The organism is Micromonospora sp. C28ISP2-4 (assembly GCF_030519385.1).
GTDB lineage: Bacteria > Actinomycetota > Actinomycetes > Mycobacteriales > Micromonosporaceae > Micromonospora > Micromonospora tulbaghiae.
In genome coordinates, this window is sequence record NZ_JAUMKG010000004.1 from 192,909 (window position 1) to 205,364 (window position 12,456).

General features: G+C 74.4%; 8 protein-coding genes. 1 reads left to right on the forward strand and 7 read right to left on the reverse strand.

The window, feature by feature from the left end; translation table 11 throughout:
* Positions 1-8: 8 nt before the first annotated feature.
* From Q3W68_RS17060 to Q3W68_RS17070, 3 genes are read right to left on the reverse strand one after another with little or no spacing between them, the layout of a single operon-like run.
* The gene (locus tag Q3W68_RS17060; RefSeq protein WP_302906370.1) at positions 9-908 is read right to left on the reverse strand and encodes a GNAT family N-acetyltransferase; all 900 of its coding nucleotides are present in this window, start codon (positions 906-908) and stop codon (positions 9-11) included.
* A 56-nt stretch (positions 909-964) separates the two neighbouring features.
* Positions 965-1,288: a nuclear transport factor 2 family protein gene (locus tag Q3W68_RS17065; protein ID WP_302906371.1), complete on the reverse strand. Its 324-nt coding sequence runs from the start codon at positions 1,286-1,288 to the stop codon at positions 965-967.
* Between the two features lie 10 nt (positions 1,289-1,298).
* Complete coding sequence (locus Q3W68_RS17070; RefSeq protein ID WP_302906372.1) at positions 1,299-2,531, reverse strand: SLC13 family permease; 1,233 nt, start codon at positions 2,529-2,531, stop codon at positions 1,299-1,301.
* 108 nt (positions 2,532-2,639) lie between these two features.
* On the opposite strand from Q3W68_RS17070, the gene Q3W68_RS17075 reads away from it, so the two are divergent.
* Positions 2,640-8,414 (forward strand): TIR domain-containing protein, encoded by a 5,775-nt coding sequence (locus Q3W68_RS17075; RefSeq protein WP_302906373.1) that lies wholly within the window; start codon positions 2,640-2,642, stop codon positions 8,412-8,414.
* Positions 8,415-8,698: 284 nt separating this feature from the next.
* On the opposite strand, the gene Q3W68_RS17080 is transcribed toward Q3W68_RS17075, so the two are convergent.
* The 4 genes from Q3W68_RS17080 to Q3W68_RS17095 form a co-directional block, all read right to left on the reverse strand.
* Positions 8,699-9,934 carry a family 16 glycosylhydrolase gene (locus Q3W68_RS17080; protein WP_302906374.1) on the reverse strand — a complete coding sequence of 412 codons (1,236 nt, stop codon included), beginning with the start codon at positions 9,932-9,934 and terminating at the stop codon, positions 8,699-8,701.
* 115 nt (positions 9,935-10,049) lie between these two features.
* The gene (locus tag Q3W68_RS17085) at positions 10,050-11,330 is read right to left on the reverse strand and encodes an MFS transporter (protein WP_302906375.1); all 1,281 of its coding nucleotides are present in this window, start codon (positions 11,328-11,330) and stop codon (positions 10,050-10,052) included.
* On the reverse strand, positions 11,327-11,902 hold the full coding sequence (locus Q3W68_RS17090) for a helix-turn-helix domain-containing protein (RefSeq protein WP_302906376.1): 576 nt from the start codon (positions 11,900-11,902) through the stop codon (positions 11,327-11,329). The genes Q3W68_RS17085 and Q3W68_RS17090 overlap by 4 nt, the downstream gene beginning before the upstream one ends.
* A gap of 57 nt (positions 11,903-11,959) precedes the next feature.
* Positions 11,960-12,397 (reverse strand): VOC family protein, encoded by a 438-nt coding sequence (locus Q3W68_RS17095; RefSeq protein ID WP_302906377.1) that lies wholly within the window; start codon positions 12,395-12,397, stop codon positions 11,960-11,962.
* Positions 12,398-12,456: the final 59 nt, after the last annotated feature.

The window sequence follows — 12,456 nt, forward strand, 5'->3', positions numbered from 1 at the left end:
CAGCCGGGTCAGCCGGCGACGACCAGGTTGGCCATGTCGACCACCGGCCGGAAACCGAGCCGGGCGTAGAGCCGGTTCGACACCGGGTTGGCCTGGTCGGTGAACAGGCACACCCGCACGCCCTCGGCGGTGAGCAGCCGGCACACCTGCGCGACCGCGTTGCCGGCCCAGCCGCGTCCGCGCTGCTCCGGCGGCGTGTAGACCGGTCCGACCCGGGCCACACCGAACGACGGCGGATTGGCGGCGGTCAGGTGCACGGGAGCACCCGACCCGTCGGTCCAGAACCAGACCCGCCCGTCCCGGATCCGGCGCAGCAGCTCGGCACGGTCGGGCGTCTCGTGCGCGCTCGTCCCGCGCGGGCGGCCCGCCTGCTCGTCGGCGTCGGCCATGAACTCGCCGAACCACGCGGCGACCAGGTCGACGTCGTCCGGCCCGGCGACCCGCAGCGCACCGGGCACCGGGGCGGGCGGCGTCAGGTGGTCGAGCAGGTGCAGCCGGGTGTGCTGGGCGACCTCGACCCGGCCGCCGTCGAGGCGTACGACCTCGTCGGCGCAGGCGCGCGCGGCGGGCAGCGCACCGTTCACCGCGCGGACCCGCTCGCCGCGCCGGTGCCACGCCCGGGCCAGCGCCACGGCGGCCTCCCGCGGCATCGGCAGCAGGAACGGCGGTCGCGGCGGGAACGGCGCGGCACGCATCGCGGCGCCCACCACCGCCCCGGAGGCGTCCCGGACCACGAGCCACCAGTCGCCCTCGGGCAGCGCGACGCCCTCGGCGTGGCGGGCCGCCATCCGGCGCGCGACGGTGGCGACCACCGTGTTGACCACCGGATCGGCGGCCAGGTACGCCTCGGCGGCGGCGAGGAACTCGCCCGGGTCGGTGCAGAAGTGCAGCGTCGGCGCGGCGGTCATGCGGGCCACGGTAGCCAGCGGCCGGGACCGCGCCTTAGCGGTTTTCCCGCCCCGGCTCAGGGGGCGATGCGCAGCCGGCGGATGTGCGTGTCGTCGTACTCCTCGAACCGGAACCGCAGGCCGGCGAACGGGCTGCCGGGGAAGTCACCGCTGATCGTCGCGGTCACCACGGTCCCGGCCGGGGTCTGCTCGACGTCGGTGATCTCGTACGACACCAGCGGCGTGCCGCTGCGCCAGGCGCGGATCTCGTCGATCCCACGGTGGGTGCGTCCCTCGTCCTCGACCACCGCGTCGTCGGCGAACAGCGCGAGGTAGGGCTCCTCGTCGGCCTGGCCGGCGAGCGTGAAGTAGCGGCGGACGATCTCTGGCGTGTTGCTCATGGTCGCGATGCTAGGCGCCGGGACCGACAAGAAGCGCCGTGACGGTGGCGGTGGTGGCGAGCACGGCGAGCGCGGCGCTGGTGGCCACGAACCGGCCCAGCGGCACGGCCACCCCGGCGGCCCGGCAGCGCTCGTACCAGATCAGGGTCGCCAGCGACGCCCACGGCGTGGCCAACGGACCCACGTTCGTGCCGATCAGCAGCGCCAGCAGCTGGGTGTGCCGGTCGGCCGCGATCACCGCCTCGCCCGCCAGGTACGCGGGCAGGTTGTTGACCACGTTGCTGAACAGCGCGCCGACCGCGCCCGCCCGCAGTGCCCCCTCCGCGCCCGGGTCGGCGCCGATGAGCGTGCCCATCACTGTGTCCAGGCCGTACCGCCCGATGGTCTGCACCACCAGGAACAGCCCGGTCACGAACACCAGCAGCCGCCACGGCACCAGCGCGAGCCGCAACCGGTGCCGGGCCCGCACCGCGAAGCCCGCGACCAGGATCGCGGCGGCCACCCCGGAGGCGATGCCGATCTCCACCCCGGCGAGGATCCCGGCGACGAAGAGCAGGCAGGCGGCGAGCGCGGTGCGGTACAGCACCCGGTCCGGCGGCACGTACGGCGGCGGCGGGACGAACGGGTCGGCCCCGGCACGCGCCGGACGCCAGTACCACCACCACAGCAGCAGCGCGGTCACCGCGACGGCGACCAGCTGCGGCCACCACATCCGGGCCGCCCACGGCACCGGGTCCAGGCCCACCCGGTCGCTGGCCAGGATGTTCGTCAGGTTGGACACCGGCAGCAGCAGGCTCGCCGTGTTCGCCAGCCACACGGTGGTCATGGCCAGCGGCGTCGGCGGCACGTTCAGCGCCCGGGCCAGCGCGATCATCACCGGCGTGAGCAGCACCGCAGTGGTGTCCAGGTTGAGCGCGATCGTGGTCACCGAGGCGAAGCCGACGCAGAGCCAGAACAGCGCCCGGAAGCTGCCCCGCGCGGTCACCGCCACCCGGGTCGCCAGCGCGTCGAAGACCCCGGCCACAGCGGTCAGCTCGGCCAGCACCACCACCGTGCCGAGGAAGATCAGGATCGGGACGATCCGCCGCATCGTGCCCTCGGCGTCGGCGCGGGGCAGCAGCCCGGTGAGCACGCACACCACCCCGAGCACGGCCAGCCCGATCGCGATCCAGTCCAGCACGTGCAGGCGGCCCCAGCGGGAACGGTCGGGCACGGCGTTCGGCGGATCGCCGGGGGTCTCCACGAGGGATGATCCTCGCACATGCCGGCGCGGGCACAGGGGCCCGACGCGGTCGCGATCCGAGCTGCCGAGGGTGTCGATCTGTTGACCGTCGGTGGCCATAATGACCATGTGGTTGTAGGCGCGCACCCCACCCGGTCCGACCGCCCCATCGATTTCTTCATCAGCTACTCGCCCGCGGACGAACGCTGGGCCACGTGGCTGGCGTGGGAGTTCGAGGCGGCCGGCTATCGAACGCTGTTGCAGGCGTGGGACTTCGTCGCGGGCACCAACTTCATCGACTTCATGGACCGCGGCGTCCGTGAGGCCGAGGTGGTGGTGGCGGTGCTGTCGGAGCGCTACCTGCACTCCACCTACGGCAAGCTGGAGTGGCAGGCCGCGCTGCGCGCCGACCCGGACGGCACCGGCAACAAGCTCGTCACGGTACGCGTCGAGGACTGCCCGATCGACGGCCTGCTCGCCACCATCACCTATGTGGACCTGGTCGGCGTGGACGACCCGGTGCAGGCCCGCAACCGGGTGCTCGACCGCATCCGGGAGGCGCTCGACGGCCGGGCCAAGCCGATGCGGCAGCCGGCGTTCCCGCACCACCCGGCCGACCCGCACGGGGTGCTCGCCGCGCCCGCCGCCGGAGCGCCCGCGCCCCGCCGCGCCCGGCGTACCCCGATCAACCCGCCGCCGTTCCCGCCGGCCGCGGCGGCGCCACCGACCGCCCGGGACACCGTCACGGTGCTCCAGGTCGCCGGGCCGCGCTTCGGCCGGGGCGTGATCACCCCCGGCGCGCCGGTCACCCCCGGCGAGGTGCAGGAACACCTGATGGGCGACCTGACGCTGCTGATGAACGACGGCGTGCCCCGGCCTGACCTGCTCGTCGTCGCCGGCAACCTGACCGAGTCGGGCAGTCCGCGGGAGTTCTCCGACGCGCTGAGCTTCCTCACCGGCCTGCGGGTGCTGCTCGGGCTGGAACCGCACCGGCTCGTCGTGGTGCCCGGCCCGCGCGACGTGACGATGGCCGCGTGCCGCGCGTACTTCGCCACCTGCGAGGCCGACGACGTCGACCCGCAGCCGCCGTACTGGCCGAAGTGGCGGCACTACGCGCGCCTGTTCGACGACCTCTACCAGGGTCTCGACGACCGGATCTTCGACAGCGAGCAGCCCTGGACGCTGTTCCCGGTGCCGGACCTGCGGGTGGTGGTGGCCGGGCTGAACTCCACCATCGCCATCACCCACCGCGAGGAGGACCGGTACGGCTTCCTCGGCGAGGCGCAGTCCAGCTGGTTCGCGCAGCGGCTGCGCCACTACCAGCAGTCCGGCTGGCTGCGGCTGGGCGCGATGGCGCACGCCCCGGGGGCGCGCAGCCCGTACGCCGACGAGGTTCCGCCGGACCCGGTGTCGCTGCGCGACAGGGGCTCGGTCAACCGGCTCGTCGGGCCGATGCTCAACCTGCTGCTCTCCGACGCCGCGCCGTCGGCCCGGGTGGACCCGGTGGTGCCGCTGGCCGCCGCGCCCCGCGACGGCCGGGCGCAGGTGCTGCGGCTCGGCGGCGACGGGATGACCCGCTGGGTGCTCGGCCGCGACGACCGGCTCGACGGCGGCACGGTCACCGCCGTGTCCTGGCCGCACGCGGAGGCCACCTTCGGCGCGTCCGGCCCGGCCCAGGTGCCCGACCCGCGCCGCCCGGTCGCCGTCGAGGGGGCCACCCAGGGCGCGGCGGCGGCCGCCGCGCCGGTCGCCCCGGTGCAACGGCTGCTGGACCGGCTCGCCGAGGTCTGTGAGGCCCGCTACGACCGGGTGGTGGTGCGCCGCGTCGGCACCGACCCACCGCACCTGTACATCAGCTACCGCTCCGACGGCGTGGTCCGCCAGCAGCGCGTCGGCGCGCACGTGGGCACCCCCACCGCCGCCGACGTGGACGTCTTCGCCCGCCGGGTGCACGCCACCGACCCGGACATCGCCTCCGAGCTGGTCTACGACGGCGACCGGGTGCCGCGCGGGCTGGCCGAGGAGGCGCAGCGCCGGGGCGTACGCGTGCTGCACCTGACCGAGTTCCAGGGCCTGCTCGACCTGCGCGAGTACGTCGCCGCGCAGACCGCCCGGCTCCAGGCGGACCGGCTCTACCCGCCCGGGCAGTACGTGCCGCAGCGCTACCGCCACCTCGTCGGCGCCGACCAGCGCGTACGCGACGACGTGGTGGACGAGCTGCTGGAGACCGTCTCCGCGCCGGACGGCCGGTTCGTGCTGGTGCTCGGCGACTTCGGGCGGGGCAAGACGTTCGCGTTGCGGGAGGTGGCCCGGCGGCTGCCCACCGCCGCGCCCGACCTCATCCCGATCCTGGTCGAGTTGCGCGCGCTGGACAAGGCGCACTCCGTGGACGGCCTCGTCGCCGCGCACCTGGCCAACCACGGCGAGCAGGTGATCGACCTCAAGGCGTTCCGCTACATGCTGCGCCAGGGCCGCATCGTGCTGCTGTTCGACGGGTTCGACGAGCTGGTCGCCCGGGTGACGTACGACCGGGCGGCCGACCACCTGGAGACGCTGCTGCAGGCCGCCGAGGGCAACGCGAAGATCGTGGTGAGCAGCCGTACCCAGCACTTCAAGACCAACTCGCAGGTGCTGACCGCGCTGGGCGAGCGGGTCGGCCTGCTGCCGCACCGGCGCGTACTCGCGGTGGAGGACTTCACCCCCGGGCAGATCGAGGCGTTCCTGCGCAACCGGTACGGCGGCGACGAGCGGGCCGCCCGCGAGCGGATGGACCTGCTCGCCGGCGTGAAGGATCTGCTCGGACTCTCCCGCAACCCGCGCATGCTCGGCTTCATCGCCAACCTGGACGAGGGGCGGCTCGCCGCCGTCGCCGGCGCCGGCGGCACGTTCAGCGCCGCCGCGCTCTACCGGGAGATCCTGGAGTCCTGGCTGGACTTCGAGGAACGCCGCACCCAGGGCATCCCGGGCGCCCCGGTGAGCCTGCGCCGGCCCGAGCTGTGGCAGGCGGTGAGCCGGCTGGCGTTCCAGCTCTGGGAGAGCGGCGAGGCATACCTGCGCCTGGCCGAGCTGGCCGAGTCCACCGGCCGGCTCGCCGGGCGGGCCGACTCGCGGCTGTCCGGCCCGCAGGCGGCGCACGCGGTCGGCGCGGGCAGCCTGCTGGTCCGCACCGACGACGGGCTGTTCGGGTTCATCCACACCTCGGTGATGGAGTGGCTCGTCGCCGAGGGGGTGGCCGAGCAGATCAACCGGGGCGAGGAGCCGGCCGCGCTGGCGGTGCGGTCGCTGTCCGCGCTCGCCGTGGAGTTCCTCGGCGACCTCGCCGACCCGGCCCGCTGCACCGCGTGGACCGCCCGGGTGCTCGGCGACGAGTCGGCGGGCGAGACGCTGCGCGCCAACGCGCTGCGGCTGTCCGCCCGGCTGCGCCTGCCCGACCGGGCCGACCTGCGGGGCGCGGTGCTACGCGGGGAGGACCTGTCGCACCGGGAACTCGCCGGTGCCGACCTGACCGGCGCCGACCTGACCGACGCGCGGCTGGTCGCGACCAACCTGACCGAGGCGCGGCTGGAGCACGCCCGGCTGCGCGGCGCCCGCCTGGACCAGGCCCGCCTCGCCGGGGCGGACCTGCGCGACGCGGAGATGGCCGGCGCGCGCCTGTTCCGTACCGACCTGCGCGGCGCGCGCGTCGCGGGCAGCAGCTGGCACCGCACCGCGCTGATCGACGTCAGCGCCGACCCGGCGCTGCTGCGCGCCCCGGAACTGCGCGGCGCCGTCGTCGCGCCGGGCCGGCCGGTCGCGCCGGGCCTGGCCCCGCCGGCGGTGGGCGTCGGCTACGGCTTCGAGGTGGGCCGGCTGCCGGTGCCGGTGGCGTACAGCCCGGACGGCGCGGTGCTCGCCGTCGGCAGCGACGACGGTGGTGTGCTGCTCTGCGACACCGCCACCGGGCTGCCGGTGCGCACGCTCCAGGGACACCGGTCCCGGGTGTACGCGGTCCGCTACGACGCCGCCTCCCACCAGCTCGTCACCGGCTCGGCCGACCTCACCGTACGGCTGTGGGACGCCGACCACGGCGACGTGCGGCACGTCATCGAGGACGTCTTCACCGGCTGGGTGTGGCCGCTGCTCACCGACGGCCGCCGGGGCCGGCTGGTGGTCGGCGACGCGGCGGGCGTGGTGCGGCTGTACGACACCCGCGGCGCCCGGCTGCGCCACGAGTGGCCCGGCCACTCCGCGCCGATCTGGGGCACCTCGTTCAGCCCGGACGGACGGCGGATCGTGGTGGCCGACAGTGCCGGCACGGTCCGCGGCTGGGACATCCCCACCGGCAAGCTGGCGTTCGAGGTGCAGGAGCCGGAGGTGGTCTACCGGGTGGTGCACTCGCCGGACGGCCGGCTGCTGGCCGCGGTCGGGCAGCACGGCCGGATCTGGATCCGCCGGGCCGCCGACGGCGAGCTGCTGCGCGCGCCGCGCGGCCACGAGGCCGACGTGTACGCCCTCGACATCCACCCCGACGGCACGCTGATGGCCACCGGCGACACGCACGGCGCGCTGCGGCTGTGGGAGACCGAGACCGGCCGGCCGGTACGGGTGCTCGGGCGGCAGCGCGGCGCGATCTACAGCGTCCGGTTCAACGGTGACGGCAGCCTGCTCGCCACCGCCGCCAGCGACGGCGCGATCCAGCTCTGGGACACCGACGACGGGCAGGTGCGCCACGAGCTGACCCGGCACCGCGGCTCGGTCTGGCCGGTGGTCTGGCGGCCGGACCAGAACCAGGTGGCGACCAGCAGCAACGACGGCACCACCCGGCTGTGGGACGTCCGCACCGGGCAGCTCCAGCACACGCTGCGTGGGCACGGCCGCCGGGTCACCGCGCTGTCCTTCCGCGACGACGGCGAGGTGCTCGCCGCCTGCGGCAACGACGGCGTGATCCGGCTCTGGGAGCCGCGTACCGGCCGCCTGCTGCGGCAGCTCGCCAGCCCGGCCGACCGGCTGCTGTCGGTGGTGTTCTGCCCCGAGGAGCCCCTGGTGGCCACCCCCAGCGGCGACGGCGGCGTGCACCTGTGGAACACCGACACGGGCGCCGACGAGCGGGAACTCAACGTGGACACCGACCACGTCTGGGCGGTGGCGTTCAGCCCCGACGGCGACGCCCTCGCCACCGCGAACGACGACGACACGGTACGCCTGTGGTACCGCCGTACCGGCCGGCACTTCGCCACGCTCACCCCGCACCGGGGGCGCGTGCGCACCGTTGCGTTCAGCCCCGACGGCGAGACCATCGCCACCGGCTGCGACGACCAGACGGTACGGCTCTGGGACGCCGCCACCGCCACCTGCCGGCTCACCCTCGAACACCACACCGACCGGGTCTACTCGGTCGGCTTCAACAGCGAGGGCACGCTGCTCGCCAGCGCCGGCAACGACGGCACGGCGGTGATCTGGGACGCGGTCACCGGCGAGCGGCGCCTGGTGCTCACCGAACACGACGGCCGGCTCTGGTCCTGCGCGTTCAGCCCCGACGGCAACCTGCTCGCCACCGCCGGGGACGACCTGGTGATCCGGCTCTGGGATCCGGTCACCGGCCGCCTGCACGGCACCCTGGCCGCGCACACGCGACGCGTCTGGTCGGTGCACTTCAGCCCGGACAGCAGCCTGCTCGCCAGCGCCGGTGACGACGGCACGGTACGGCTGTGGGACGTGGCCGACCCGGAGCACGCCCAGTTGCGGACCACGCTCATCGGTCTGCCGGACGGCTGGGCGGCGGTCAGCCCGGACGGCCGGTACAAGCTGGACGGCGACCCGGGCGGCCAGTTCTGGCACGTCATCGGCACGTGCCGGTTCGAGGTCGGCGAGCTGGACCCCTACCTCACCCAGGTCCGCCGCCTGTCCGTGGACGCCCCCTTCTGACCCCTCCCTGACCTCCCGTTGATCAAGGAGTTTGTGTCCCGATCCGCGTCCGCCCCGGACACAAACTCCTTGATCACAAGTGGACCGGCTTCGTCGGCGCCGCACCCCTGCCCGCGATCTTGCACTTTGTGCCCGGGCGAACGGGGCATTCGGGGCGCGACTCGGGCCGAAAGTGCAACATCGCGGGTGCGGGTGCGGGTGCGGGTGCGGGTGCGGGTGCGGGTGCGGGTGCGGGTGCGCCGGGGCGGGCGGGGTGCGCCGCCCGCCCCGGGCCGGGACGCCGGTCAGCGGCGCCACTTCTGGTTGGCGGCGCCGGTGCAGTCCCAGATCTGCAGCCGGGTGCCGTCGGCCGAGCTGGGACCGGTGGCGTCCAGGCACTTGTCGGCCTGGGGGTTGACGATGTCCCCGGCCGCGCTGAACACCCACTTCTGTGCGCCGGTGCCGTTGCAGTCGTAGAGCTGCACCTTGGCGCCGCTCGCGATGGACCCGGCGGCCACGTCGAGGCACTTGCCGAGCGCGCGTACCGAGCCGTCGGCGTTCCAGGTCCAGCGCTGGGCGGCGGTGCCGTTGCAGGTCCAGAGCTGAACCGGGGTGCCGTTGGCGGTGTTGGCGCCGGCCACGTCGACGCACTTGTCGCCGTACCCGACGATCTGCCCGCCGGTGCCCCCGCCGCCGTTGTCCCAGGCCTGGACCCGGACGTAGTCGATGGTCATGGTCTGCGGGAACGTGGTGCTGCCGTCCGGCGAGCCGGGCCAGTTGCCGCCGACCGCCACGTTCATGATCATGAAGAACGGGTGGTCGAAGACCCAGCGGTTGCCGCCGATGTCGGCGGGCGTCTTGCGGGAGTACGCGACGCCGTCGAGGTACCAGGTGATCGAGTCCGGCGCCCAGTCCACGGTGAACGTGTGGAAGGCGTCGGCGAGCGCCTGGCCGCCCGGCAGTGAGGTGGACGCGCCGACGCCGCTGCCGCCGGAGTAGCCGGGGCCGTGCAGCGTGCCCCAGACGGTCGACGGCGCGTAGCCGACGTTCTCCATGATGTCGATCTCGCCGCTGCCGGGCCACGGGTTCGTGCCGATGTCGTTGCCCAGCATCCAGAACGCCGGCCACAGCCCCTGTCCACGCGGGACCTTGATGCGTGCCTCGAACCGCCCGTACGCCTGGGCGAACGTGCCGTTTGTGAGCAGCCGGGCCGAGGTGTACTGGCAGCTTCCGTACCAGCACGAGTAGCCGGACGGGTTCTCCCTGCGGGCGGTGATGACCAGGTTGCCGTTGCCGTCGAGCGCGGCGTTGCGGGTGCTGTTCGTGTAGTACTGCAGCTCGTTGTTGCCCCAGCCGCCGCCACCGATGTCGTAGCGCCACTTGCTCGCGTCGGGGGCGGCGCCGGCCGGGCCGTTGAAGTCGTCGGACCAGGTGACCGCGCCGGGGGCGGCGATCGCGGGGGAGTGGGGGACGAGGGCGAGGGCGGCGGTGAGGCCGACGGCCGTCGCCGCCAGTGCGGCGAGGGTACGGATGGTGCGCACGGGGCGCCTCCTGCGGGGGTGGTGGCCGTTCTCCGTAACGGCGGCCGGCCCCGCCCAACGGTTAACAAACCATACAATTAGACTTCGATGAAGGTATGAACGAAGTCGGTCGATGTCAAGAGAGTGCTTCCCGCTGGCGCTCCGACGTGGGCTCCGGCTCGCGTTGCCGCACCACGGCGGGCCGTCGCATGCCCCGCCACGGGCCGCCCAGCAGCGGCGTCAGCACGACCAGCAGGTAGCAGGCGCCCATCACGACGAGTGTGGACGTGGTGCCGAACCGATCGGCGGCGAATCCCGCGCCGACCGCGCCGGCCGGCATCGCCGCCCACGCGCCCGCGCCGATCACGCCGTACACCCGGGCCCGCATGGCGGGCGGCACCCGCTCCAGCTCGACGGCGCCCATCAGCGGGTTGAGCGAGCCGGCGGCCAGCCCGGCCACCGCGACCACGGCGACCACCACCGGCAGCGGCGGCGCGGCGGCGAGTGCCCACAGTGGCGGCGCGCCGCAGAGCGCGAACGCGGTGACGAACGTGGCCCGGCGGGGCAGCCGGTGCCCGATCGCGCTGAACACCAGCGAGCCGACCAGGGCGCCACCACCCATGACGCCCACCAGCAGGCCGAACGCGGCCGGTCCGCCGAGTTCCCGGTCGGCGACCACCGGCAGCAGCACCTGGCTCTTGGCCGCGTCGAACAGGTTGGTCACCAGCACCAGCAGGACCATGGCCCGCAGCAGCGGCTCGCGGACCAGGAAGCGCAGCCCGGCGGCGAACTGCCGCCAGTAGCCCCCGGTCTCCGGCTCGCTCCCGTCGCCGGACGGGCTCAGGCCGCGCGGGACCAGCAGCGTCACCACGAGCGCCGACACCGCGAACGTCACCGCGTCCACGGCCAGCACCGGCAGCGCGCCGAACACGCCGACGAGCAGGCCGGCCACCGGCGCGCCGATCATCCGGGCGCCGCGCGAGGTCGCCTCCGCCCAGCCGACCGCCCGCTCGATCGGCACCCCGGCCGCCTCCGCGGCCTCCGGCAGCAGGGCTGTGCGCGCGGTCTGCCCGGGTGTGTCCAGCAGCCCGCTGACGAAGACCAGGGCCAGCAGCGCCGGGAACGGCAGGCCGACGGTGGCGTGCAACAGGGGTACGGCGGCGATCGTCACGCCGGAGATCACGTCGGCGAGCACGCTGGAGCGCCGGTAGCCGATCCGGTCGACGAGCACGCCGCCGAACGCGCCGCCGAGCACCACCGGCGCGGTGGCGAACGCGCCGGCCAGCCCGGTGGCGGCCGGTGAGCCGGTCTCGGCCAGCACGTAGAGCGGCAGCGCGATGAGCGTGAGCACGTTGCCGGTCAGCGAGACGGCGTGCCCGATCAGCAGTCCGGCCAGCGGCCGGCGGTCGCGGGTCACTGCGGCCCCCGGTACGCCTGCCAGATCAGCGTGACCATCTCCGCGCCGGGCCGGCCGGGTGCGCCGCGCTCCTGCCAGCGCCGGCCCAGCGCCGACAACTCGTCGCGCAGTTCGACCAGTTCCTCCGGCGTCAGGCGCAGCACCATGTCGCTGCTGGTCGTGCCGCGTACCCAGGCCGGGTCGAGGCTCGCCTCGGAATCCAGGTACGCCTGGTAGCGGTCCACGTAGCGCTGCATGGCGGCCTGGCGCAGCATGTTGCCGGCGAGCCGGCGCTCCGGGTCGTCGAGCAGTTCGAGCGGATCCCAGTCGGTGGTGGCGTGCGCGGCCCGCCACCACCGCTCGCGCCGGTTCCGGGCCAGCTCGGGCGCCTCGGCCACGAAGCCGTGCTCGGCCAGCTTTCCGACGTGGTAGCTGACCGAGCCCACCGCCTCACCGGTCCGCTCGCTCAGCATGCCGACCGTCTGCGGGCCGCGTAGGCGCAACTCGCCGAGCAGCCGTAGCCGGGTGGGGTGGGCCAGCGCCCGCATGGCTCGCGGGTCGCTCACGCGCCGGTTGCCGGTCCCGTCGGTCATGCCGCCAGGCTAGACCCACAAGAAACAATGTACAAGAAGCATTGTTGGTTGACGGGGTCAGTCGAGGCAGAACTCGTTGCCCTCCGGATCGATCATCAGCAGGTGCCCTGCGTCCATCGGGGGGCCGGGCTCGTAGCGCTCGACGCGGGTCGCGCCGAGCGGGACCAGCAGGTCGGCCGCCGCCTCCAGCGCCGCCATCCGGGCCTCGCCGGTCAGCCCGGGCGCTGCCCGGACGTCCAGGTGCACCCGGTTCTTGACCCGCTTGGACTCCGGCACCCGCTGGAAGAACAATCGCGGACCGGAGCCTTCCGGGTCGACCACGGCCGAGGCGTCGTTGTGCCGCTCCGGCGGAACCCCCATCGCGGTCAGTGCCTGCTCCCACGAGTCGAAGCCCTCCGGCGGGCCCTGGACCCGATAGCCGAGGACCTCGGCCCAGAACGCCGCCAGCTTCGCCGGATCGGCGCAGTCGATGGTGATTTGTACATCGCGGGCCATGTCAGCTCGCCTTCCGTCCGGTCCGCCGGCGAAACGGCGGCGCGTGTGATCGGTCGCGT

Bases quoted from the DNA above. Each gene is read 5' to 3' on its own strand.
- Q3W68_RS17060 (WP_302906370.1), bottom strand. From the start codon at position 908: ATGACCGCCGCGCCGACGCTGCACTTCTGCACCGACCCGGGCGAGTTC.
- Q3W68_RS17065 (WP_302906371.1), bottom strand. From the start codon at position 1,288: ATGAGCAACACGCCAGAGATCGTCCGCCGCTACTTCACGCTCGCCGGC.
- Q3W68_RS17090 (WP_302906376.1), bottom strand. From the start codon at position 11,902: ATGACCGACGGGACCGGCAACCGGCGCGTGAGCGACCCGCGAGCCATG.
- Q3W68_RS17095 (WP_302906377.1), bottom strand. From the start codon at position 12,397: ATGGCCCGCGATGTACAAATCACCATCGACTGCGCCGATCCGGCGAAG.